The sequence below is a fragment of the Pseudomonas frederiksbergensis genome, from assembly GCF_017114915.1.
Classification (GTDB): Bacteria; Pseudomonadota; Gammaproteobacteria; order Pseudomonadales; family Pseudomonadaceae; genus Aquipseudomonas; species Aquipseudomonas frederiksbergensis_I.
Genome location: NZ_JAAUOE010000037.1, coordinates 11,470 through 35,144, shown reverse-complemented (window position 1 = coordinate 35,144; position 23,675 = coordinate 11,470). Strand labels below are relative to the sequence as shown.

Sequence of the window (23,675 nt, the reverse complement as noted above, 5' to 3'; positions counted from 1 at the left end):
TGCAACAAGTCCGTGACTTCGACCGCATTGTGCTGGTTAAGCAAATGTTGGAGGTCACCGCACGCCCTGTTTGATACCGCGGCGGTGCGCCGAGCCTTTGGCGCACCCGTTCGCAAACCAACACTGACCTAAAAAAACAATAATGAGGTGACTTAAATGCTTTCTCGCAAGCGCGCACCCACTCGACCGTTTCCACCACTCAAACCTCTTGCATTCGCTATTACTATGTTAGCGATCACCGCAGGATTACCTGATGCTCACGCATTCGAATTCGATACGGGGAGTCCCGATCTTCGAGCGCGCTGGGATAACACCCTGAAATACAGCGCGGCGTGGCGCACAACAGGTCAGAGTGACAAGTTGATCAAAGGCCAAACAGCGCTCAATCTGGATGACGGTGATCGTAACTTCGATAAGGGGCTTATATCCAATCGTCTGGATTTGCTCTCGGAAATGGACATCTCGTACAAAAACGTCGGAGCTCGCCTGAGCGGTGCCGCATGGTACGACGACGTCTACAATCGCGGAACGGACAATAACGATCCAACCCGTGCTAACAGCTACTCCGTAAGTTATGACGAGTTCACCGATGATACCCGCACTCTGCATGGCAGTAAGGGTGAACTGCTGGATGCATTTCTTTTCGGCAAAACCGATATCGGGGACATGCAAGCCTCAGGTCGTGTTGGTCAGTACGCAATGCAGTGGGGTGAAAGTCTCTTCTACGGGATGAATGGTATCGCCGGTGGCATGGCGCCCATCGATGTAGTCAAGGCCTTGTCGGTACCCAATACCCAGTTCAAGGAACTGATCCGTCCAGTCCAACAGATCTCGGGCCAGCTCCAACTGACGCCGGATGTATCCATCGGCGCGTATTACCAATTCGAGTGGGAAGCTAACCGCCTGCCGGCCGCCGGCAGCTACTTCTCAACCATTGACACTTTCGGAGACGGCAACGAACGTCTGTTCATTGGCGCACCGCTGTTTCCGGGTGCCCAACCGCTGGCTCTCTATCACGGCAACGACAAAGAGGCGAAAGACTCCGGACAAGGCGGCGTTCAACTTCGCTGGCGTACCGAATCGGTGGACTGGGGCCTCTATGCCATCCGCTTCCATGATAAGAACCCTCAGCTAAACGTCCGTCCGGATTTCGCTAATCTGAACCCTCAGTCGGGTAAAGCCGGCGAGTACTACTGGGTCTATCCGGAAGGTATTGAGTCTCTGGGCGCAAGCTTCTCGACCACTGTTGGCAACTATAACATTGCTGGCGAAGTCTCCACGCGCTGGAACCAGCCTCTGGCATCAACCAATCAACACGCCCTTGCCCCAGGCGAGTCGATCAACAACGACGATGCCCCCCTGTATGCGACAGGGAAAACTTTGCACGCGAACATATCCTGGCTGTCCAGCCTCGAGCCAAACTTCATCGTCCCGGAAGCCAACTTCCTCGGTGAAATTGCTTGGAACAGGGTCATGAGCGTCAGCAAAAATAGCGACGCTATTGACCCGAATGCAGACCGCGATGCAACCAGTCTTCGTCTCGTTTACGAGCCTATGTATCGCCAGTTCCTGCCAGGTCTGGATTTGTCTGTTCCGATCGGAGCTAGCTACACAAACGGCGCTTCCGAAGCCTTAGGTTCCGGTTTCGGTGCTGATCATGGCGGTGACCTCAATATCGGACTTAAAGGCAATTACCTGAATACTTGGAATTTGGGACTGACATACACGCATTACTACGGCCCAGAAAATACCTTCCTGGACGCCAACAATAACTACACCTTCGAACAGTCGCTTAAAGACCGCGACTTCCTTGCCTTCACTGTCGGCCGCACCTTCTGACTGAGGATTATTCGATGATAAACAATAAGAAATTTGTATCCCTGCTTACTACCTTGAGTGCCTCGCTGTTTTTTGCACACGGGGTAATGGCTGCAGTCTCCGCCGATGAAGCGGCAAAATTGAAGTCGACGCTAACTCCGTTCGGCGCGGAACGCGCAGGAAATGCCGACGGTAGCATTCCCGAGTGGAAAGGCGGCCTCACTAAAGCCGATCCCTCATTCAAGGATGGCGGTAAACGCAGCGATCCATTCGCGGCCGACCAGGCACAGCTGACCATTACGGCCCAGAATATGGCTCAGCACGCAGATAAGTTGTCGCCCGGCATCCAGGCCATGCTGAAAAAGTACCCGGACAGCTACAAAGTCGTGGTGTACCCCACCCACCGAAGTGCCGCTGCCCCACAGTCGGTTTACGATGCAACTTTCGCGAATGCCACCGGCGGTAAGCTGGTGAATGGCACGGCTGGGGCCATGCCAGAAGGCGCTGCCGGCGGTATTCCGTTCCCGATTCCCCAGAATGGTGAAGAAGCCATCTGGAACCATCTCCTGCGGTGGCGCGGAGCTTCGTGGCACACCAATTTCACTCAGTACCTCACCACTGCAGATGGAAAGCATGTACTGACTAACGACTCCCGGGCAGACCAGCAAATGCCTTGGTACCTTCCCGACTTCAGCAGTAGCAAAGGTGTGTACTGGGCAATCCGGATGACAAACGACGGCCCTCCACTGCGCGCCGGAGAGGCAATTACAGGTCTACAGAATATCAACGCCGAAAACTCCTCAGGCTGGACTTACTTGCCTGGCCAGCGTCGAGTGCGCCGTCTTCCTAACGCCTGCTGCGACACCCCTACCCCTGCGACCGCTGGGGTGATGAGTTTCGACGAACTGACTGTGTACGACGGCCGAATTGACCGCTTCGACTGGAAGCTGGTTGGCAAGAAAGAAATGTATATCCCATACAACTCGAACCGGGTATTCACCGCCTCCAGTCCCGAAGCACTTTTCGATGAGCACCACATGAAATCCGACGCCGTGCGTTGGGAACTGCACCGTGTTTGGGTAGTTGAGGCCACCCTGAAGAACGGAGCACGGCACGTTATGCCAAAGAGCACCTATTACCTCGACGAGGATACTTGGACTGCGGTTTTGGGTGATCGCTACGACGCCAGGGGGCAGCTCGCAAAAGTGTTGTGGACTTCGCCAGTTGCTCTGCCTGACCTCCCAGGCACCGCATCAGTCACTACCGGGTTTTACGACCTGCTCTCCGGTGCATGGTTTGTCGGTGACGTTTTTGCGGGGAAGAGCGAGCAATACCGCATCGTCCCACCCTATAAGGAGTCGGTTTTCACCGCCGACGCGATGGCTGGCGAAGGCGTCCGGTGATCTTGGCGGGGCGTAAGCCCCGCCTGCTTCAAATAAGAACAGAAAAGGTTGTGTGCGATGAAGAAGATAATCTCCAGTTTGCTAATGGCAGTAAGCTGCGCCTGGCTGCCAGTTTGGGCAGCAGATACGGTAGATGTCCTTTCCCAAAAGGCCGTGCTGGGATCTCAAGCACTCCATGCGGTGCTCCTGGACATTAATCAAGCCGGTTCGCGGCTGGTTGCAGTTGGCGAGCGCGGAGTTGTGCTGCTGTCAGATGATGATGGCCAGCATTGGCGACAATCTGCCAGTCCCGTCAGCACCACGTTGACCAGCGTGCAATTCGTCGACGCTAGGAATGGCTGGGCAGTAGGGCACTCCGGTGTCGTGCTGTATAGCGGCGATGGCGGTGAAAGCTGGCAACTACAGCTAAACGGAAAGCAAGCGGCTGCCATTGAGTTGCATGCCGCGGAAAGCTCGGGGGATGCAAAGCGGATCGCTTCAGCGCAAAGATTGTCAGCCGACGGTGCGGACAAACCTCTACTGGTAGTGAACTTTGTTGATGCAACGCATGGTGTTGTCCTTGGGGCATACGGCCTTGCTCTAATTACCAAGGATGGAGGCAAAACCTGGCAGTCCTGGATGAGCAATCTTCCAAATCCACGAGGCTTGCATCTTTATTCGCTGGCTCGTAATGGCGATGAAATAATCATTGCTGGGGAACAAGGTTTGCTGCTGCGTTCCATCGATAGCGGCGTCAATTTCGAAGCCCTGCAAGGGCCCTATGAAGGTAGTTATTTTGCCGCTGCGATACTTCCAAACAAGCGGATCCTGGTCGGCGGTCTGAGGGGTAAGCTTTTCTCCTCAGATGACGGCGGCATGAGCTTCCAGCCTGTCGACAACCCTATTCCAGCCTCCCTCAATGCAATTCGCATCGCGGGGCAAAACCTGCTGTTGGTCAATCAGGCCGGCATCCTCTTGAGAAGCGGACTTACAGACCTGCGCTTCCAATCAATCGCGGTATCCGAAGGACTTCCTTTGACCGCCGCTACTAACACAGCCGATGGTGCCCTGGTCGCTGTTGGTGTAGCCGGCGCGCGGCGCCTAGCACCATCCTCCCTCACCAAGATCGCGGACTGAGCCATGCACGTACAGACCTCCCCTACTCCGTCGACAGGCAGTCTCAACGATTTTGACAGCGCCTCTGGTTCCCTACTGGAGCGCGCGCTGTTTAACCATCGCGCCTTGTTTATGCTGCTATGCCTGGCCGCGACACTTCTGCTGGCATGGCAGGCGACACATGTGACGCTCAATGCCAGTTTCGAGAAGATGATCCCGCGTGAGCATCCTTACATCGCCAATTATCTTGAGCATCGCCAGGAACTGGCCGGTCTCGGAAATGCTGTACGCATTGCCGTAGTGAATCCAGCGGGAAGCATCTACGACAAAAATTATTTGCACACACTCCAGCAACTCAACGATGAAGTATATCTGCTTCCAGGGGTTGACCGTGCAACGATGAAGTCGCTGTGGACTCCTTCTACTCGTTGGACGGGTGTCACCGAGGAGGGGCTGGAAGGAGGCCCGGTGATACCAGATGGGTACGACGGCGGCACTGCAAGCTTGGAATCCCTTAAGCGGAACGTCGAGCGCTCCAACGAAATTGGACAATTGGTGGCCTTCGACCAACGCTCAAGCATTGTTTACGTGCCTCTGCTGGAGCGGACTCCAGATGGTCAGCCGCTGGACTACACAGTCTTCGCTCACGAGATTGAAAAGCTGCGTAGCAAGTACCAAGCGCAAGGTGTTGAGATCCATATCACCGGTTTTGCGAAAGTCGTCGGTGACCTGATCGACGGCCTCAAGCAGATTCTGATTTTCTTCGCGGCGGCCATCCTGATCACCGCGGCAGTGCTCTATTGGTACACCCGTTGCGTACGAAGCACGCTCCTAGTGGTGACATGCTCTTTGGTTGCAGTGATTTGGCAATTGGGTTTACTGCCGTTGCTCGGGTACGAGCTCGATCCGTACTCTGTTCTAGTGCCGTTCCTGGTGTTCGCAATTGGCATGAGCCATGGCGCGCAGAAAATGAACGGCATCATGCAAGACATGGGGCGCGGGATGCACCGCTTGGTTGCTGCGCGTTTTACATTCCGCCGACTGTTCTTGGCCGGGCTGACCGCCTTGCTGTGCGACGCGGTGGGGTTTGCGGTTCTGATGATCATCAAGATCCAGGTCATCCAAGATCTGGCAGTAATCGCCAGTCTTGGTGTAGCCGTCCTCATTTTCACGAACTTAATTCTGCTTCCGATACTGCTCTCCTATATCGGCGTTAGCCCGAAAGCGGCTCGACGCAGCCTTCGCGGCGAGGAAGCCGAGGCGAGTGGCGCGGAGAAGCATGTTGTATGGCGCTTTCTTGACCTTTTCACCACCAAGCGTTGGGCAACTGTATGCGTGATTGTAGCGGCGCTCATGGCCTGCGGCGGGTATGCGGTAAGCCTGAAGCTTAAGGTCGGAGATCTCGATGCCGGCGCTCCAGAACTTCGCCCCGACTCTCGTTACAACCGTGACAACGCGTTCATAACACAGCACTACGGTGCAAGTAGCGATGTATTCGCCGTGATGGTGAAGACAGCTGCGGGTGAGTGCTCGTCGTACAGCACACTAAAGCGAGTTGACGACTTGGATTGGCAGCTTCGCGGACTAGAGGGTGTCGATTCGACAAACTCTTTGGCCTTATTGAATCGCCGTGTGCTGGTTGGGCTCTCGGAGGGCAACCCAAAGTGGTATGAGATTGTGAACAACCAGGCGACCTTGAACATGGTCACCGCGGGGGCTCCACGCGGGCTGTATAACGATGACTGCAGCCTTTTGACACTCTATGCCTACCTCAAAGACCACAAGGCTGACACGCTCACCAACGTAGTCGAGAATGTTGAAAGCTTTGCCAAGAGCAATACGTCTCAAGACGCCACGTTCCTTCTGGCCGCTGGCAGCGCGGGTATTGAAGCGGCCACCAATATAGTCGTGAAACAAGCGAACCACGACATGCTGTGGTGGGTGTACGGAGCAGTCATTCTGCTATGCCTTGTGACTTTCCGCTCGTGGAGAGCAGTGCTCTGTGCGGTACTACCCCTGATGCTCACCTCTATTCTCTGTGAGGCGTTGATGGTCGCGTTAGGCATGGGCGTCAAGGTTGCCACCCTGCCAGTCATCGCCCTCGGTGTAGGCATCGGCGTCGACTATGCGCTGTATGTCATGAGCATCGTGCTGGCACAGCTTCGCCAAGGTGAAAGTCTGTCCAGAGCCTATTACCAATCGCTTCTGTTCACCGGCAAGGTTGTCATGCTGACCGGTGTGACTCTCGCGATCGGCGTAGGCACATGGATCTTTTCCCCAATCAAGTTCCAGGCAGACATGGGTGTACTGCTTGCCTTTATGTTCGTTTGGAACATGGTCGGCGCTCTGGTGCTACTGCCCGCATTGGCTTACTTCCTTCTTCCACAGCGTGTGGGCGAAGCAAAAGAAGTAGCGAACTCTGAGCCATCCAACCTTGAAGAGGAGAATCAGGACGCCGTCAGTTACAAAGCACATGCTTCCGTCCCCTGGGTGTGAACGCACTACAAGAGCGAGGACGTATAGATGGCCCATTTTATGCGCCTCTTTCCTGAATTGAATGCTGAACCGAAACGCCCTTTTGCAATAGGTGCTGTATGAGCGAATTGTTCTCTCTCGCCGGTAAAACAGCACTTATCACTGGCGCAACGCGAGGAATCGGGCTGGCGACTGCTTGGGAGCTAGGACGTGCAGGCGCCAAGTTGATTGTCAGCATCGAAGACATACATGAGTCCGCGGACATAGCGGCCACGTTGTCCGGCGCAGGAACAGTGTAGAGGTCAACTAATCCCGGACACCTGAGGGCCAAGTTATTTGAGGCGACCAGAGGGTTCACTCCCCATTTCTATTTTTTGCTGCATCCTTCCCCCATTTCTGCTCTTTGCTGCATCCTTTCTCCATTTCTACTCTTTACTGACGGAAAAATGGTCAACAAACACACATTCTGATCTCCAACGAGATGTAGGACATAGCTGCGGTTGGTTGATTTTATTAGATTTGACGTTCGCAAGCTGTGTCTGAAGATTTACTTCCGCGTACTGTAAATTCGCGGCAATAGCTTCTGGATGTTCGAGGCACCTTATGCTTTCGATTACGTTAATCAATACGCTGGTGGTGATTGTCACAGTGGTGATCCACTACGAATGCCTGTTGCGCCTGAACGATTGGCTGCCCAGGCTTAAACTCTGGAGCCGCTTCAGGATCGTCGTCGGGGTGTTTGGCGCGATGCTGGCCATGCGCTAGAAGGCGGCCTCGACACCTTGCCTGCATCAACCCCTTCCATGAGGTAAAACTTAAGTTCCTGCATCATGACATCCCTCCGCCAAGGCCTCGGATAAACCAGGGGAACATGCGTAGATTCTGGAAGTCTGCACCGCGCAAGCGTTGATCTACATCAAGTTCTTACGCCGCCCATCCGGCTCTATGCTGGCTTGAACAACGGCCAAGCCCTTCCCCACTCGTCGATTCTTCCGATAGAGCCCCGAGTGAGCCCATGATCCGAACTATGCTTAAACCCTCTGTTAAGGGCCTTTTGACATGCCTGAAATCCGGCCATACCAACATCATTATCTGAAGGCCGCATGCTCCAATTGCAGCGTCCTGGAGTTGTGCTTGCCGATCGGCTTGACCGGCCAGGAGGTCGAACGGCTGGATACCCTGATCGCTCAGCGGGTAAAGGTTAAAAAAGGCGCAACCTTGTACCGGGCTGGCGATCCGTTGCGCTCGCTTTACGCGGTACGGATCGGCTCATTCAAGACCAGCATGCTGTCGGTCGACGGTCGCGAGCAGGTCACCGGTTTTCAGATACCCGGCGAAATGCTTGGTCTGGACGCCATCAGCGACGATCGGCACGCTTGCAGTGCCTTTGCCCTGGAGGACAGCGAAGTCTGCCCTTTCAACTTCGCCCAGCTGGAGAAGCTCGCTCTGCAACTGCCCTCGTTGCAGCACAACATGAACAAGATATTGAGCCGGGAAATCGTGCGTGAACACAACCTGCTCATGATGATGGGCAACATGAACTCCGATGAACGCCTGGCCGCCTTCCTGCTGAACCTGTCGCAACGGCTGAGCGTGCGGGGTTACTCGTCCAGAGACTTTGTGCTGAAGATGCGTCGCGAAGAGATCGGCTCCTATCTGGGCCTGCGCCTGGAAACCATCTGCCGCGGCATCGCTCATCTGCGCGATCTTGCCCTGGTCGAGATTTCCGGGCGTAACGTCAAAGTCCTGAATCTTGACGGTCTCAAGCAGCTGGTCGCCGGCTGTCACCGGGAGCCGCCCCTCTGACACGTTGGGACTGACGTCGCATCCGACTGGGTTGGTAAGCGTGTCGGCGTTCCCTGGCTCGGCTGGACCTGTGGTGAATGCACCTTCTACCGCTCCGCATGCCTTGGCGAGGGCGACGGCGCGCAGCAAGGCCGGGGATTGGTACAGGGTCTGGTCGGCGATCTGCAACACACGTTGATATTGACCCATCACACACCTCGATTCGGCGCCGGTCCAAAGCGTCAGCATGTTCCCAAACTGTACCCGTTGCCTCCTCCCCAGGTTGATTTACACATCAGATTCGGGTTCTTGGGACCTGTCACGAGAGTCTGATCCAGATCAGATTCAAGTGCCGCCAGTGGCGTAAAAAGGGAATGAACCGCGTGATTCGTTGCTACGCGCAAGCCTTTCAATCCAGATGGAGAATTGCACCATGCTCACTGTTAAAGATCATAACGACAGAGCCGCAGCCGCTTACGCCGCCGTAACCGGACAGTACTGGATTGAAGCGCTCAGGGACGGGCGCCATGTGCTGATCCGACCGTTGGCGGAGAAAGACCGCGAACGTGAATACGCCTTTATCAAGCGCCTGTCCCCAGAGTCGCGGCACATGCGCTTTCTGGCGCAAGTCAATGAGCCCGGCAAGGCCATGCTCGACCAGTTGATGGATGTCGACGGCAAGAAGCGAATGGCCTACATCGCCCTGATTCACAACAACGGCCAGTTGATTGAAATCGGTGTCAGCCGCTATGCCGCCACCGGCGACCATGAGTGTGAATGCGCCGTGACGGTTGCTGACGAGTACCAGCATCTGGGCCTGGGAACGGCGCTGATGGAGCACTTGATCAAGGCCGCGCGCAAGAACGGTTTTCGCCAGATGTATTCCGTCGACGCCGCCAGCAATGCCCCCATGCGTGATCTGGCCCATGCCCTGGGCTTCGAGACCCGCCACGATCCCGATGACAGCCGTCAGGTCATTCACTCTCTCTATCTGTAAAAAATGCCCCTCGCCGTCATTGACTCTCCGAGGGGCGTTTCAACTCAGGGCTGCAACAGCTGGCACCGGTGGCTATTCGGTATTCTTCACACACTGTCCACCAGCAAAATACGAGGCTTACGAATAAATGTGGTGATCATTCGCCATTTGCAGGTAACGCAAAAATGGCCTGCCTTACTAAAGAGAACTCGTCAGCTCCACGCTATCACGGTACTCCGGTACCGAGACCGACCAGCCTAGCTCCAGGCTGATGCGCCGGCGCAACACATCCGAGGCGTTGGGTTCGCCATGCACTACATAGGTGTGTTTTGGTGGCCGCTTGAAGCCGCGCAACCACGCCATGATTTCATCGGCGTCGGCGTGCGCGGACAGGGTTTCCATCGGCACCACTTCGGCGCGGATTGGCACGTCTTTACCGTGAATACGTACCGACGGGGCGCCTGCGATGATCTGCGCGCCGCGGGTGCCGCCCGCCTGAAAACCCGGCACCAGCAGCGTATTGATCGGGTTGGGCGCCAGCGCCTTGAGGTGGTGCAGCACCCGCCCGCCAGTGGCCATGCCGCTGGCGGCGATGATCACCGCCGGTGTGCGCTGCTGGTCCAGTTCGATGGAGTCCCTGGCGGAACGCACAAAACGCGTGACATGGCACATGCCTTCGCACTCTTGCGGGGATAACCGGTGTTCACTGCGAAAGCGCTGATACAAACGCGTAACGTCGGTGGCCATGGGGCTGTTGAGGTAAATCGGCAGGTCGGGAATCGCGTGTTTCTGTTGCAAGCGATACAGGTGGTACATCAGCAACTGCGCGCGACCGACCGCAAACGATGGCACCAGCGTGATGCCATGGCGCAGCGCGGTACGGGTGATGACCTCGGCCAGTTGATCCTCCGGGGATTCGTCGGGATGCCGACGGTCACCGTAAGTCGACTCCACCAGCAGATAATCGGCCTGCTCGATCGTCTCCGGGGCAAACATCAACGGATCGTTCGGCCGCCCCAGATCCCCGGAGAACACAAGCGTGACGCCATCGGCGACGACTTCCACCGTCGCTGCGCCCAGAATATGCCCGGCACCGCGCAACAGAATGCTCATCCCCGGAACAATATCGACCCGGTGGTGCAACAGCACCGGCCGCAGCAATTTCAATGCCCGCTCAGCGTCTTGTTCGGTGTACAGCGGCAAGGCCGGAGAGTGTTTGGAGAAACCATGGCGATTGGCGAACTCGGCTTCTTCTTCCTGCAAGCGGCCGCTGTCGCGCAGCAGGATTTTCACCAGCTCACAGGTGGCAGGCGTGGCATACACCGGACCGCGATAACCGTTGCGCACCAACACCGGCAGGTAGCCGCTGTGATCCAGGTGAGCGTGGGTCAGCACAATGGCTTCGAGGTCGCGAACCGGCAGCTGGAACGGGTCCCAGTTGTGCAAGCGCAGTTGTTTATAGCCCTGGAACAGGCCGCAATCGATCAGCACATGTTGGTCGCGATGTTCCAGCAGGTACTTGCTGCCAGTAACCGTGCCCGCAGCTCCGAGAAATGTCATTTGCATGGCCGTTTCCTTGCGCATTCATGGAGTGCTATTGATCGCTCCTTTACGCCCATGGGCAGTTGATTTTTATCAACCCAGGCCGCACGGGTTCATCTTTTCAGTCGAGCCGGGGCAATGGCTTGACGATCGTCAGGCTGCAGGGTGACCGGTTCAATACACTTTCGGCCGTACTGCCGATGAATAGATCGATCCCGCGATGGTAGGTCGTTCCCAGGACTACCATGTCAAAGGCATGTCGTTGTGCGAAATGTGCGATCACCTCAGCGGGGATGCCAAGCAGCAGATGCCGCTGTTGTTTCTCGATTCCGTAGCGTTCGGCAAGCGCCTCAAATGACTCCAACTGAGCATCGCTGACCGCGTCTCTCAAACTGCTGTCCAGTGTCGCTGTCGGCACGTTCATCTCGGACTCCCCTAACTCCGACCAGCCGTCGACGTTGAGCAGGTGCACGGTGGCGCCACAAGGTTCGGCCAGGCTCGAAGCCAGGTCAAGAATCCGGTCATTGAGCCCTTGGGTCAGCTCCTCCAGATGGGACAAGTCGATGGTCGCGAGTATGCTCAACGGCTTGGGGTTTGTGGCATCGATGACCAGGTGCAAGGGGGCCGGACAGTCGCGCAGCAACTGCCAGTCCAGCGGCCGATGGAAGGCGCGATCGAGCGCCGATACGTGGTGTGTGTCCTTGATCACCAGGTCTGCATGGAAGTCATTCACGTACTCCAGCAGATGCGCCAGGGTCGGTCTGGCCCACACCACTTCAGTGCTCACCTGCACGCCTTCGCATCGTTGAAACCGGGCCTGCTGCTCCAGCCAGTGACGATGAACCTGCAAGTAACCTTCCCGCGCCTGGGCCATGGCGTCATGGTCAAACAGGCCGGCCGCCGCCAGCGCCTGGACATAATCGAAAGCGACAATGTGCAGCATCGCACCGGTTGCACAGGCCAAGGCTCGCGCTCGTTCGAACGCCGGGGTGCGGACCATTTCGGTCGGGGCAATCAATAGCAAACGTTGAATTTTCACCCTCACCCACCTCATCTGGATAGCTTCAGGTTTGACTCAAGTATCGGGGGACTCTCGCCGTGAGGCTCTGATTTTTATCAACTAATGGCCGACTAGCCATCGGCTCGCCGCCTGACGCTCGAGCCCGGCTGCCTGACCGCCAGAATGCTGCCCGGCACCGAGTACAGCGCACGCTCGGTGTTGCTGCCGATCAGGCGGTCGATCCCCACGCGATGCACCGTGCCCATCACCACCACATCCGCCAGGTACTGCTCGACAAACTCACTGATGACCGGCACCGGCAGGCCCATGACAAAGTGCCGACGCTCGGGAGGAACACCGTAGCGGTCCGCCAGGGTGATAAACGCCCGGTGCAGGGACTCGCGCAGTTCCTCGACGAAGTCCACACTCCAGCCACCGGCGATCAGCGGCGCATCGCCGTTGAATGCAGGCGACAAGTCGTAGGCGTACAGCAGGTGCAGCGGTGCGTCGCATTGCAGCGCCAGTGCGTTGGCCGTCTGGATGATGGTGTCGTTCAGGCCACTGATTTGCGTCGCCGGATCGAACGGGTCCACGGCGGCCACCACCCGGTGCGGCAGCCCGTAACGGACCTGGTTGACCAAGTGCACGGGGATCGGGCATTCGCGAAGCAAATGGCAATCGAGGGGGGTGATGAACACCCGTTTGAGCGCTGGTTCCAGGGTGACGTCCTTGATCAGCAGGTCGGGCTTGAGGTCTTCGACGGTCTTCAAAATATCCAGCAGCGGATGGGTGGTGAAGATGGCTTCAACCGTCACTGCCACACCCTGCCCGCTGAGCCGCTCGACCTCGTCGGCCACCCATCGATGACAATGGCGCAGATAGCGCTGATACCCTGCCTCATCGATTTTTTCATCCCACAGGTGAACAATCGGTGCCGGATCGACAAAGGCCCGCACATCCAGCGCGGCCCCGCTCGCCTTGGCCAGCGCGACGGCACGGAGCAAGGCAGGGGACGGATGCAGGGTTCGGTCGGCGATCAGCAACAAACGTTGATATTGACCCATCACACACCTCCGCTCTAAGCCGGTCCTTATCCGCCGGCATTGCCCAAGACTGCGCTCATGGCCCCCTCCCCCAGGTTGATTTACATCAAATACCCGCCAATGAACGCCCTCGTGACGGGTGTCCGATCCAGATCAGTCCAGCGACGTAGACCTGTCGGGTTTGATCGCCAGCACACTGCAAGGGGCTCGGTGCAAGAGCTGTTCGGCAGTCGTCCCCAATAGCTTGTTCAACCCCGAGTGCTGCACCGTCCCCATCACAATGACATCGGTGCGATGGTCCTCGGCGAACTTGCAAATACTCGGCACTGGCGCACCTTCGATGAAGTGCCGACGCTCCGACGGCACGCCGTGACGCTCGGCCAACGCCGTGAACGCCTGGTGTTGCGCCGTGCCCATGGCTTCGTAAAGACCGGAGGCCAATGGCAGTGCGCCAACGCCCATGTCCAGGGCATACACGGCTGTCCAGTCATACGCATGCGCCAACTCGATCTGCGCCTCACACTGTTCAGCCAGCTTGGTGGCGGCGTCGATAATCTGGTCATTGAATACCAGGTCCTGCTCTTCGCTACGCAACACATCGACGATGGCCAGCACGTTGCGTGGCCGCGCATTCAGCGCGTTGGTCACCAGATGCACCGGCACCGGACAATCGCGCAACAACTGCCAGTCCAGCGGTGTGAAAAACACCCGCTTCAACGCCGACTCTTCCTGGGCGTCCTTGATGATCAGGCTCAGCGACATCTCATTGACGAATTGCAGGATTTCCTCGTAAGGGTGCTGTACCCACACCACCTCGCTGGTGACCTCGACGCCGTGTTTTTTCATCAATTCGGCCTGCTCGGCCAGCCATTGCCGATGGGTTTGCAAATAACCGTCCCGGGCCTGGGCGATCTGCTCGGGGGCAAACAGGCCGGCGACGGCCAGGGCCTGCAAGTAATCGAATGCCACGATGTGCAGCGGCGCTTGCATCGCGCGAGCCAACGCGGCGGCCCGGTCGAACGCCGGAGTACGGGTCATGGATTGGGGGGCGATCAACAGTAAACGCTGAGTCTGCGACATGGGACACCTCGGCACGCGGCCATCTCGATGAAGTGAGTAGAACCCTAGAATGATCGCAGCAGAATCGGACGACTTGATCTTTGTCAGCTACAGCGCGCGGAAGCACGTTAATGCAGCAACATGCCCGCCCACATCGCCAACGTCAGCAAGACCTGGCCGGGAATGACATACGCGGCGAACCGTCGCCCGCCGCTGACCCAGGCCACCAGGCATTTGCTCAGGGAGTTACTGCTGACGGCAACCAGTGTGGGCGCGGCAATGGCGTCGAACGGCAACAGCCCAGCCTTGGCCAGGGCGCCAATGGACGCCGTCGAAGAATGTGCATCGGCGAAACCGGTGAGCGTCGTCGTGACCATCACGCCCACTTCTCCAAAGTGGCTGAGCACCATCGAAGACACAAACGTGATGCCGGTCATGGTCAGTGCGATGACCAACGCCAGCTTGAGGTTGAACGCCCCACCGACCTTGACCGGCTGATTGGCGCCACTCTCGGGTTTGCGCAACATCAGGCTCAAGCCATACAGCGCCGTGGCAGCGGCCCCCAACAACAGCGGCCCCCACATGTGCCGCAATAGACCGGCGTCGACCGCCCCCAGGATCAGGCCGACCTGAATGATGGTCGCCAGGTTGGACAGCATCGCTGCCGCGCTCAGGACTTTGATGTTGCCTGGCTCCTTGGCGACAAGGTGACCCATCGCGGCGATGGTCGCGATGCTGGAAGCAAACCCGGAGGCGATGGCGCTGACCACATAGCCGTAACGGGCACCCAAGGTACGAACGGCAATATGCCCTATTGCCCCGACGGCCATCAGCAACACCGTCAGGGTGCAAATGGTGCGCAGATTGATGGCGGCATAGGGGCCGATAAAGCGATCCGGCGCCAAGGGCAACACCACCAGGGCGGCGACCAACAGCACCAGACCGTCGCGCATCTCCCCTTCAGTCAATTGGCTGCGCGCAAAATGATGCAGTTTCTGGCGATACGTCAGCAGCCCCGCCACCACCACGCCAATGGCGATGGCCAGTTCGGGCGCGCTGTTACACAACGCCCCCAGAGCCAATACCGTGAATAACGCCACTTCACTGGTGACACCAGGGTCAGTGCCCAGGCTTCGCCAGTAAGCCACGGTGACCAGCAAGGCCACAGAAATCGCCATGATGCCCACCAGCAAACCACCGCCGATCTGCATCGCCACATAACCCAGCAATGCGGTAATCGCGAACGTGCGCAATCCGGCACAGGCACGACTGTCCCCCCGCCCCTTGTGCCGTTCACGTTCAAGGCCGATGAGCATGCCAATCCCCAGCGCAGCCGCCGCGCCTGCCAGGCCCAAGGTGTCGTTCATGCGATTGCGTCCGGGTTAGCCATAAGCCCCAGACTGCGCCGGCGTGACGCAAGAGAGGTTGATAATGGTCAATGTTTTGTAGATGGACGCGCGACTCACCACACGTCGGACCGCCCGCTGCATCACTCGCCTGGTTGATAAAGATCAATCCCTCTCCCCCGGTCGGCGGCAGGATAAAAGCCAGCTCCTGCGCAAACGCAGGGGGCCAGTGAGCACTGGAATTTCTACGGTTATTGACGGGAGTTTGGTCATGTCTGAGCAATCACGCTTCATGCTGGTCGTCTCGCCCCTCATGGAAAACAGCCCCGCGTTCGACCGCGCCGCCGCGTTGGCCAAGGCCGCGGGCGCAGCCCTGCACATCGTCGCCTTCGATTACCTGGAAGGCCTGGCAACGGCGAGCATGGTCAACGAACAAGCGTTGGAGCAGCTGCGGCTGGGGTATGTCGAGCGCCATCGGCAATGGCTCGAAGAACAGGCCCGCCCCTTGCGTAAAATCGGGGTGCCCGTCACCACGGAGGTGATCTGGGTTGAACGACCTTTGCAGGAAATCCTCATTCATCTCAAAGAACAGCCCATGGCGGTACTGATCAAGGCACTGGAATACGAGTCGCTGCTGTCACGAATCATGTTCACGCCCCTGGACATCCATTTACTGCGCGAATGCCCGGTGCCGCTGCATTTTGTCAGCCACGTGAAGCACGCGCTGCCGCGCAAGATCGTCGCCGCGGTCGATCCCTTCCATAGCAACACTCAGTACAAGGATTTCAACGACAGGATTTTGCGCGAGGCCTCGAAACTGGCCAGCACCTGTAACGCTCAGCTCGACGTGATCTACGCCCACGATCTTTCATCCCTCAGTGCGGACGAGTTCGATTTCGACAGTAGCTCAGCGCTGTTTGCCCCAGGCAAAGCCAAGACGTTATTTGATGCTCAGGCCGATGCCTTCCGCGAACTGGCCGAGCGCAACGGTATTGCGCCAGAGCAACAGCACATGATCATGGGCAACCCGACCAAGGTTCTTACCCAATACGCCGACGCCTACGACATCGACGTGATTGTCATGGGCCGGGTCGGCCACCGAGGCGTGGGCCGACTGGTGGGCAGCACGGTGGAGCATCTGCTGTACAAGATGCCGTGCAGTGTCTGGGTGGTTTCACCTGAAGTACTGTAGAGCGCTGTTTCGCACAGCCACCACCACATAACTTGCGCCAGCGCTCGGTCACTACTGATGTACTGCCGGGCGCTGAACAGCAACATGATGCTCAGGGTTCCTCGAACGCATAACCAGTTTGCGCAGCTCACTGAACCAGAAAACAGCACTGGCCATGGCAAAACAGCCCCCCCACTGGCTCAGTGTCAATGCACTCGTGCTGAACGCCTTATTGAGTGGCGACCAGTGCACCACGGCAACCTGCAACGTCAGCGCCAGCGCAATTGCCCCCCAGAGCCACCGATTGGAGAACAACCCGATAAATGCACTGGCCGACTCTGAGCGAGCACTCAGCGCATTGAACAGCTGCGCCAATACAAGGACGGTAAAACCGGCAGTGCGTGCCTGAACCAGCGATTCATGCCCCGGTATCAAACCATCGGGCAGCATCCAGTCGACCGTCAGCAAACTCGCCAACGCCATCACCAGACCGACCTGGAGCACACCACGCCACATGTTTGCATCGATGATTCGATCCGTGGACTTGCGTGGGCTACGCCTCATCACACCCTCATCATGCGGATCAAGCCCCATGGCGATGGCTGGTGCCGCATCAGTAATCAGATTGATCCACAGAATCTGGGTGGCCAGCAGCGGCAGGACGATCCCGCCCCGTTCATCAACCAGGCCGATGACGCCCGCACCGATGACAGCAAAAAAGACCGTCAGTACTTCCCCCATGTTGGAAGACAGCAAGTAACGGAGAAACTTGCGGATATTGTCCAGAATCCCGCGCCCTTCACGAACAGCCGACACGATGGTTGCGAAGTTATCGTCAGCCAGAATCATTTTTCCAGCTTGCTTGCTCACTTCCGTGCCGGTGATGCCCATGGCAATGCCGATATCGGCCGACTTCAGTGCCGGAGCATCGTTCACGCCATCCCCGGTCATTGCCACCACATGCCCCTGGGCCTGAAGCGCATCGACGATCCGCAGCTTATGCGAGGGCGCCACGCGTGCATAAACCGATGTCGATTTGACGGCCTCGGCCAGTGCCGCATCGTCCAGCTTATCCAGATCGGCACCGGTCAACGCCCCGGCACCGGCCTGAATGATGCCCAGATCCTCGGCGATGCGGGTGGCCGTTCGCGGATGGTCGCCAGTGATCATAATGATGCGGATACCAGCACGATGGGCCTGGGCGATAGCCGGCGCGACTTCTTCACGCGGTGGATCACTGATGCCCACCGTACCGATGAAAACGAGCGCTGCCTCAAGGGCTTCACCGGCCGTGACATCCTCGCCAGGCGCCAAAGAACGGTACGCCACGGAAAGCGTACGTAATGCCTCACCCGACAACTCATTTACATCAGCCACGGCTTGTGCACGCAAATCGTCGGTGAGAGGCACCACATCCATGCCGACTTGAATATGTTTGCAATGTTGAAGCAGCACATCGGGCGCGCCCTTGCTGATCAGCAAGCGCTCATCGTTATGCTCATGATCGATGACCACGGCCGACATCATTTTTCGAGCGGAGGTAAACGGTATTTCAGCCACGCGCTCGAAGCGCTCCAGGCGGCGTGCGGGTGCATCCAGCTTGCGCTCCGCCACCAGAAAGGCGCCCTCCGTCGGATCGCCTTGAATCACCCAGGTGCCATCTTCCTGCTGTGCAAGCGTGGCATTGCCGGCCAGGCTTCCGCCGCGCAATAACAGCACGTTTTCGCTGTACACCGGACCACCGCTCAGGGGCACGTCCTGATGATGAATCTGCCCCTGCGGGGCGTAACCGACACCGCTGACCACCCCTTTGCCTGAGGCGGTCATGGTTTGCTGGATGGTCATTTCAGAACGGGTCAACGTGCCGGTCTTGTCGGTGCAGATGACCGATGCAGAGCCCAAGGTCTCCACTGAAGACAGTCGCTTGATGATGGCTTTGTTGCGGGCCATCCGCAGCATGCCGAACGCGAGCACCAGTGACAGAACGGCGGGCAGTCCCTCTGGCACCGCAGCCACCGCCAGGGACACACCCAGCAGGAGAACCCGCAATACATCGTCGACACCCTGAATATCAGTGAGCATCAGCACGGTCGCGACGACGACCGAGGCGATAACCAGCACCGCGAGGCCAATCATCTTGCCTATCTCACGCACCTCCTTTTGCAAAGGTGTCACCTCTTCGGGTGTGACATCCATCAGGTGCGCTATCGCCCCGACTTCCGTCGCCATGCCGACCGCCGTGACAATGCCGAGCCCCGAACCCTGAACGATAGCCGTGCCTTTGAAAACCATGTTGGCGCGCTCTGGCAAGGGCACTTCGCTGTCCAGACGGAGCGTGTTTTTGCAAACTGATTCACTTTCGCCGGTCAACGAAGCTTCCATTACCTGCAAGGCATTGGCCTGAATGAGGCGAGCATCGGCGCCTACCGAGTCGCCTTCGGACAACACCAGCAGATCCCCGATCACCAGGTGATAACTGGGGATACGCGCCACGGTGCCGTCGCGGATGATTGAAGAAGAGGTTTGAGTCAGTTTGGCCAGCGCCGCAACAGCTCGTTGTGAACGGGTTTCCTGGAAAAACCCCAGGAACGCATTAACCAGCACAATCAGCACGATGACCAACGCATCGACAGGCCAATCGCGGCCATCCATCAGGAACCAGGTGGCCAAAGTGATGGCCACCGCGGCGAACAGCAGATACACCAGCGGATCGCGAAACTGCGCCAGAAGATAATGCCAGGCAGGTTTGACCGGTTGGGTCCGTAACTCATTGGGCCCGTCACGGTTCAACCGGGCCTGGGCTTGCGCGCTGGATAAGCCCACGCCGATGTCTGTGTCCAGCTCACGGGCAATCGTCTCCACGTCTTTAAGGTACGGGGGCGCGATACGGGGGCTGCCAGACTCAACTGTTCTGCTCATCTCTCGGAAGCCTTGTTGATTTAGCTCAATGTCCTTGCGCTGTTCAAGTGTAGAAAAAACTGAGCGGACCGGGCTTGCGGTCCATTGCCATCAACGCATCAGACAGAGGACATCACCATGAACGACTTGAGTCTGCGCCAGAGCATTATGGACGAGCTTGAGTTCCAGCCTGAGATCGATGCCGCCAACATCGGGGTAACCGTGGACAATGGCGTCGTCACGCTCACTGGGCACGTTAAAAGCTACGCGCAAAAAATCAGGGCGGAACGCGCGGTAAAAAGCATAAAAGGGGTACGCGCCGTGGCCGAAGAAATTCAGGTCAGGCCGATGAAAAGCGCCGGCACGGCAGACGACGCCATTGCCTCCCGCGCCTTGAATATCCTCACCTGGAGCTCCGACATTCCCGAGCAGGACATCAAAGTCATTGTGCAGAAGGGGTGGATCACCCTTGAGGGCGAAGTGGACTGGCAGTACCAGAAAGAAACCGCCGAGATGGCTGTGCGCAAGCTGTCGGGAGTGGTAGGCGTGGACAATCGGCTCGTCCTTCGTCCGCAGGTGAACGTGGACGATATCCAGCGTCGTATCGAAGAAGCCCTCAAACGCAATGCCGAAGTCGATGCCAAGGCAATTCACATCAAAGTCGAAGGCGATGTGGTGAAGCTTGAAGGCAAAGTTCATTTGTGGCGTGAGCGTCAGATCGCCGAACGTGCCGCCTGGTCAGTACCGGGTGTGAGGCAAGTTGATGATCATCTGCGCATCGCCTGAGTCAACGAGCCCGGGGAAACCATCATTTCCCCGGGCATCAAGGACTGCGGCGGTTCAACGGGCTTTACCCGTTCGTCAATTGCTCCCGGCGATCTTCCGAACGGAATCGGTGCCCACGTGCACAACACCTATGCTTTATATATAAATCCCCAAGGCGCCATTGACATGACTGAAGTCCGCCTGCTTCAGGGTCAACACCTCAAGGCTGCCTGTTCCAATTGCAGTGTATTAGAGTTTTGCTTGCCTTTTGGTCTCGACAAACAGGAACTCGAGCGGCTGGACAAGCTGATTTTGCAACGGTTCAAGGTCAGGAAAGGCGCCCCCCTCTACCGCGCAGGCGATCCCTTGCGTTTGCTGTATGCGATCCGTATTGGCTCATTCAAGACCAGCGTGCTGTCGCTCGATGGCCGCGAGCAGGTCACCGGGTTCCAGTTGCCCGGCGAGATGCTCGGCCTGGACGCCATCAGCGCCGATGAGCACACCTGTAATGCATTTGCCCTGGAGGACAGTGAAGTCTGCCCCATCCATTTTTCTCAGCTGGAAAAACTCGCCCGGGAGCTGCCGGCACTGCAACACAACCTGAACAGGTTTCTGAGCCGTGAAATCGTCCGCGATCACGATCTGCTGATGATGTTGGGCAACATGAACTCGGATGAGCGTCTGGCCGCCTTTCTGCTGAACCTGTCGCAGCGCTTGAGCATGCGTGGCTACTCATCCAGCGAATTCATACTCAAGATGCGGCGCGACGAAATAGGCTCCTACCTGGGGTTGCGCCTGGAAACCATCTGCCGGGGTATCGCCCATCTGCGGGAACAGGAACTGGTGGAAATAGTCGGTCGTGAAGTCAAGGTGCTTAACATGCACGGGCTCAAGCAACTGGTCGTAGGTTGCCATTCGGCGGTCCTCCACTGACACTGCATGGCTTTTCAACGCTTATCAAGGTAACGAAAAAGCTCCTCCTCCTGATCAAAGTGCAGCCGCACGAGGGTATCCAGGCGAATCAACTGATGCTGTATCTCATCGACAGAAGCTGTTGCAGGGTCGGCACTGAAATCCGTGCTCATGCGCGCCAGTAAATGGATCAGACGGAAGATCTCGCGGTGGACGTGGCTCATCGCCGACATGGGGTCCTCGCCGGGCAGGCTTTGCGTCAACAGCGGGTACAGGGTGTTTTCGTCGTCCCGTTCATGGCGGACCAGCGATTCTTGCAGGTTTTTTACCAGCGCCAGCAAGTCGCTCTGCGCTTGCTCGAGGGGGCGCTGGGCGAAGTCGCTTGCCAGTTGGTGCAGATCGCAGAGTACCGAAGCGAGCTGGTCGTGTTCGTCTTGCAGGTGATCGATATGCTCGGCGGCCAGCTTGCGTTGGCGCAGACCTGGCAAAGGCCCCAATGCACGCAAGGCATTGAAGATGATCACCACGTCGATGCCCTCCTGCACCACGGCACCGACCAGCGGCGGCAGGTAGCCGAAGGCGGCTACCCCCATGGCCAGCACCGACATGCCCATGCCGGCCAATACGCCTTGACGGGCGATGTGGCGAGTCTGACGGGCGATGTCCAACGCCTCGACCAGACGATCCAGACGATCCACCAGCAACACCACACCCGCTGCTTGCGCGGACGCCGTGGCACCGCTCGCCCCCATGGCCACCCCGACATTCGCTGCCGCCAGTGCGGGAGCATCGTTGATGCCATCACCGACCATCAGCGTGCTGGCGTGCAGGCAGGCATCCTGTACCGCACGCACCTTGTCCCCAGGACTCAACCCGGCGCGCAACTCGTCGATCCCGGCCGACAAGGCAATCATCTCGGCGGTTTCCACACGATCACCCGTGAGCATGACGATCCGCTCGATGCCTCTGTTGCGCAGTCGGCGCAGGGTCAGCGGGGTTTCCCGACGCAGTTTGTCCGAGAAAATCAGCAGCCCCGCGAGCGCCCCGTCCACTTCAACGAAGCTGCCGCTGCACGCCAGGTAATCCATGCGGCGCAGCATGGTGGCGGCCCAGTCGCCAACCGGTGACTCATTTTGAACAAAGGACAACGTGCCGAAACGCACCCGCAGGCCATCGATCAACCCGCAAAGACCAGCGCCCGGGCTTTCCTCGACCGCCTGCGGCACGCTGAGCGGCAATCCACGCTGACAGGCGGCCTCGACAATGGCCTGGGAGATGGGGTGCGTCGAGGCCTGCGCCAGCGAAGCGGCCAGGCCCAGCAGACGCTGCGGATCGAGCGCTCCGTTGGTCTCGATCGATTGCAGACGGGCGTGGCCGCTGGTCAACGTGCCGGTCTTGTCGAGAAACACTTGCTTGACCTCGGCCAGCGCTTCCAGGGTGACGCCGTCCTTGATCAGGATCCCGCGCCGCGCCGCCCTGGAAATCCCTGACATGATCGAAATCGGCACGGCCAGGATCAGCGGGCAAGGCGTGGCCACCACCAGAACCGCCAGCGCGCGCAACGAGTCGCCACTCATGTACCAGGCGATGCCGGCAATCAGCAAAGTCAGCGGAATGAAGAACAACGCGTAACGGTCGGCCAAACGCACAAACGGCGCGCGCGATTGCCGTGCGGCTTCAGCCAGGCGTACTACGCCAGCGTAGGTGCTCTGCGCTGCGGTTCGAGTGGCTGTCAGCAGCACTGGCGCGCCGACATTGGTCACCCCACTGGGCAGCAGCTCTCCTTCCCGGCGGGTGACCGGCAATGACTCGCCGGTGAGCGCCGACTCGTCGAGAATCGCCGTGGGGCTGAGTAGACGGCCGTCGACCGGCACCACCTCTCCCAGGCGCACAAGCAGTGTCTGATGCGGCTGGATCTGCTCGACCGGAACCTGCCGTAAATTGCCGTTCTCCTGCAGCCAGGCAACGCGTGGCGCCCGGTCGACCAGCGCACGCAGTTCGCGTTCGGCGCGTTGTTGGGTGAAGAACTCCAGGATGCGTCCCGACGCCAGCATCAAGGCAATCACCGCCGCCACCAGCGTCTGCTGAAAAAACAACGCGGCGGCGATCGACAGCAGAGCGATCAGATCCACCCCGGCCTCGCGCCGGGCCAGGCGCCTGACAATCTCGACGAGCAGCACCAGGGCCATCACCAGACTGCCCGCGGCCCAGCAAATCGATGCCCAGTCAGACTTTTGAGCCACCTGCGCAATGCCCCCGGCCAGCAGGGTCAGGGTGGTGAGCAGCAATAAAACCGGGTCCAGCCACTTGCTGAGCATCGATGCAGATTCCTCAAAAAGCGCTCCGCAGCCTCGTTGTACAAACGCCTGCGACTCATCGCCGTGATG

At 58.3% G+C, this 23,675-nt stretch carries 17 protein-coding genes and 2 pseudogenes; 11 read left to right on the top strand and 8 right to left on the bottom strand.

Annotated features, from left to right (window positions below; all coding sequences use genetic code 11):
• Window positions 1–156 precede the first annotated feature (156 nt).
• The 7 genes and pseudogenes from HCU66_RS21875 (at window position 157) to HCU66_RS21845 (ending at window position 8,597) form a co-directional block, all read left to right on the top strand.
• The gene (locus tag HCU66_RS21875) at window positions 157–1,839 is read left to right on the top strand and encodes a DUF1302 domain-containing protein (protein WP_205890534.1); all 1,683 of its coding nucleotides are present in this window, start codon (window positions 157–159) and stop codon (window positions 1,837–1,839) included.
• 14 nt (window positions 1,840–1,853) lie between these two features.
• Complete coding sequence (locus HCU66_RS21870; protein WP_205890533.1) at window positions 1,854–3,221, top strand: DUF1329 domain-containing protein; 1,368 nt, start codon at window positions 1,854–1,856, stop codon at window positions 3,219–3,221.
• Between the two features lie 57 nt (window positions 3,222–3,278).
• Window positions 3,279–4,337 (top strand): WD40/YVTN/BNR-like repeat-containing protein, encoded by a 1,059-nt coding sequence (locus HCU66_RS21865; protein WP_205890532.1) that lies wholly within the window; start codon window positions 3,279–3,281, stop codon window positions 4,335–4,337.
• Between the two features lie 3 nt (window positions 4,338–4,340).
• Entirely contained in the window at window positions 4,341–6,812 is a 2,472-nt protein-coding gene (locus HCU66_RS21860) for an efflux RND transporter permease subunit (protein ID WP_205890531.1), read from the top strand.
• Window positions 6,813–6,910: 98 nt separating this feature from the next.
• Window positions 6,911–7,090 carry an SDR family NAD(P)-dependent oxidoreductase gene (locus tag HCU66_RS21855; RefSeq protein ID WP_205890530.1) on the top strand — a complete coding sequence of 60 codons (180 nt, stop codon included), beginning with the start codon at window positions 6,911–6,913 and terminating at the stop codon, window positions 7,088–7,090.
• Window positions 7,091–7,394: 304 nt separating this feature from the next.
• A pseudogene (locus tag HCU66_RS21850) lies at window positions 7,395–7,547 on the top strand (two pore domain potassium channel family protein); the annotation flags it as partial.
• 303 nt (window positions 7,548–7,850) lie between these two features.
• On the top strand, window positions 7,851–8,597 hold the full coding sequence (locus HCU66_RS21845; RefSeq protein ID WP_205890529.1) for a cyclic nucleotide-binding domain-containing protein: 747 nt from the start codon (window positions 7,851–7,853) through the stop codon (window positions 8,595–8,597).
• Between the two features lie 90 nt (window positions 8,598–8,687).
• On the opposite strand, the pseudogene HCU66_RS27195 reads toward HCU66_RS21845, so the two are convergent.
• Window positions 8,688–8,786: pseudogene (locus tag HCU66_RS27195) on the bottom strand (universal stress protein); the annotation flags it as partial.
• 223 nt (window positions 8,787–9,009) lie between these two features.
• Between HCU66_RS27195 and HCU66_RS21840 the strand changes: the two are divergent.
• A complete protein-coding gene (locus HCU66_RS21840; protein WP_205890528.1) occupies window positions 9,010–9,573 on the top strand; it encodes a GNAT family N-acetyltransferase in 564 nt (187 codons plus the stop codon).
• A gap of 177 nt (window positions 9,574–9,750) precedes the next feature.
• On the opposite strand, the gene HCU66_RS21835 is transcribed toward HCU66_RS21840, so the two are convergent.
• The 5 genes from HCU66_RS21835 to HCU66_RS21815 all read right to left on the bottom strand — a co-directional run bounded on the left by HCU66_RS21835 (window position 9,751) and on the right by HCU66_RS21815 (window position 15,563).
• Complete coding sequence (locus tag HCU66_RS21835) at window positions 9,751–11,118, bottom strand: MBL fold metallo-hydrolase RNA specificity domain-containing protein (RefSeq protein WP_241015616.1); 1,368 nt, start codon at window positions 11,116–11,118, stop codon at window positions 9,751–9,753.
• A 97-nt stretch (window positions 11,119–11,215) separates the two neighbouring features.
• Window positions 11,216–12,133: a universal stress protein gene (locus HCU66_RS21830; RefSeq protein WP_205890526.1), complete on the bottom strand. Its 918-nt coding sequence runs from the start codon at window positions 12,131–12,133 to the stop codon at window positions 11,216–11,218.
• Window positions 12,134–12,225: 92 nt separating this feature from the next.
• On the bottom strand, window positions 12,226–13,158 hold the full coding sequence (locus tag HCU66_RS21825; RefSeq protein WP_205890525.1) for a universal stress protein: 933 nt from the start codon (window positions 13,156–13,158) through the stop codon (window positions 12,226–12,228).
• Window positions 13,159–13,290: 132 nt separating this feature from the next.
• On the bottom strand, window positions 13,291–14,217 hold the full coding sequence (locus tag HCU66_RS21820; protein WP_205890524.1) for a universal stress protein: 927 nt from the start codon (window positions 14,215–14,217) through the stop codon (window positions 13,291–13,293).
• Between the two features lie 107 nt (window positions 14,218–14,324).
• Window positions 14,325–15,563, bottom strand: a complete 1,239-nt coding sequence (locus HCU66_RS21815; RefSeq protein ID WP_205890523.1) for an MgtC/SapB family protein — start codon at window positions 15,561–15,563, stop codon at window positions 14,325–14,327.
• Between the two features lie 250 nt (window positions 15,564–15,813).
• On the opposite strand from HCU66_RS21815, the gene HCU66_RS21810 reads away from it, so the two are divergent.
• On the top strand, window positions 15,814–16,734 hold the full coding sequence (locus HCU66_RS21810) for a universal stress protein (RefSeq protein WP_205890522.1): 921 nt from the start codon (window positions 15,814–15,816) through the stop codon (window positions 16,732–16,734).
• A 51-nt stretch (window positions 16,735–16,785) separates the two neighbouring features.
• Here the strand turns inward: HCU66_RS21810 and HCU66_RS21805 are convergent, their stop codons facing one another.
• Window positions 16,786–19,632, bottom strand: a complete 2,847-nt coding sequence (locus HCU66_RS21805; protein ID WP_205890521.1) for a cation-translocating P-type ATPase — start codon at window positions 19,630–19,632, stop codon at window positions 16,786–16,788.
• 117 nt (window positions 19,633–19,749) lie between these two features.
• Between HCU66_RS21805 and HCU66_RS21800 the strand changes: the two genes are divergently transcribed.
• Together HCU66_RS21800 and fnr are read left to right on the top strand one after the other, a co-directional pair.
• Window positions 19,750–20,397, top strand: coding sequence for a BON domain-containing protein (locus HCU66_RS21800; RefSeq protein ID WP_205890520.1), 648 nt, complete (start codon window positions 19,750–19,752; stop codon window positions 20,395–20,397).
• Between the two features lie 165 nt (window positions 20,398–20,562).
• A complete protein-coding gene (gene fnr / locus HCU66_RS21795) occupies window positions 20,563–21,309 on the top strand; it encodes a fumarate/nitrate reduction transcriptional regulator Fnr (RefSeq protein WP_205890519.1) in 747 nt (248 codons plus the stop codon).
• 14 nt (window positions 21,310–21,323) lie between these two features.
• On the opposite strand, the gene HCU66_RS21790 is transcribed toward fnr, so the two are convergent.
• Window positions 21,324–23,606, bottom strand: a complete 2,283-nt coding sequence (locus HCU66_RS21790; protein WP_205890518.1) for a heavy metal translocating P-type ATPase — start codon at window positions 23,604–23,606, stop codon at window positions 21,324–21,326.
• Between the last annotated feature and the right edge of the window lie 69 nt (window positions 23,607–23,675).

What these genes read in the sequence shown, in the direction of transcription:
- HCU66_RS21875 (WP_205890534.1), top strand. Translation starts at nt 157, where the DNA reads ATGCTTTCTCGCAAGCGCGCACCCACTCGACCGTTTCCACCACTCAAA.
- HCU66_RS21870 (WP_205890533.1), top strand. Translation starts at nt 1,854, where the DNA reads ATGATAAACAATAAGAAATTTGTATCCCTGCTTACTACCTTGAGTGCC.
- HCU66_RS21865 (WP_205890532.1), top strand. Translation starts at nt 3,279, where the DNA reads ATGAAGAAGATAATCTCCAGTTTGCTAATGGCAGTAAGCTGCGCCTGG.
- HCU66_RS21860 (WP_205890531.1), top strand. Translation starts at nt 4,341, where the DNA reads ATGCACGTACAGACCTCCCCTACTCCGTCGACAGGCAGTCTCAACGAT.
- HCU66_RS21855 (WP_205890530.1), top strand. Translation starts at nt 6,911, where the DNA reads ATGAGCGAATTGTTCTCTCTCGCCGGTAAAACAGCACTTATCACTGGC.
- HCU66_RS21845 (WP_205890529.1), top strand. Translation starts at nt 7,851, where the DNA reads ATGCCTGAAATCCGGCCATACCAACATCATTATCTGAAGGCCGCATGC.
- HCU66_RS21840 (WP_205890528.1), top strand. Translation starts at nt 9,010, where the DNA reads ATGCTCACTGTTAAAGATCATAACGACAGAGCCGCAGCCGCTTACGCC.
- HCU66_RS21835 (WP_241015616.1), bottom strand. Translation starts at nt 11,118, where the DNA reads ATGCAAATGACATTTCTCGGAGCTGCGGGCACGGTTACTGGCAGCAAG.
- HCU66_RS21825 (WP_205890525.1), bottom strand. Translation starts at nt 13,158, where the DNA reads ATGGGTCAATATCAACGTTTGTTGCTGATCGCCGACCGAACCCTGCAT.
- HCU66_RS21820 (WP_205890524.1), bottom strand. Translation starts at nt 14,217, where the DNA reads ATGTCGCAGACTCAGCGTTTACTGTTGATCGCCCCCCAATCCATGACC.
- HCU66_RS21815 (WP_205890523.1), bottom strand. Translation starts at nt 15,563, where the DNA reads ATGAACGACACCTTGGGCCTGGCAGGCGCGGCGGCTGCGCTGGGGATT.
- HCU66_RS21810 (WP_205890522.1), top strand. Translation starts at nt 15,814, where the DNA reads ATGTCTGAGCAATCACGCTTCATGCTGGTCGTCTCGCCCCTCATGGAA.
- HCU66_RS21805 (WP_205890521.1), bottom strand. Translation starts at nt 19,632, where the DNA reads ATGAGCAGAACAGTTGAGTCTGGCAGCCCCCGTATCGCGCCCCCGTAC.
- HCU66_RS21800 (WP_205890520.1), top strand. Translation starts at nt 19,750, where the DNA reads ATGAACGACTTGAGTCTGCGCCAGAGCATTATGGACGAGCTTGAGTTC.
- fnr (WP_205890519.1), top strand. Translation starts at nt 20,563, where the DNA reads ATGACTGAAGTCCGCCTGCTTCAGGGTCAACACCTCAAGGCTGCCTGT.
- HCU66_RS21790 (WP_205890518.1), bottom strand. Translation starts at nt 23,606, where the DNA reads ATGCTCAGCAAGTGGCTGGACCCGGTTTTATTGCTGCTCACCACCCTG.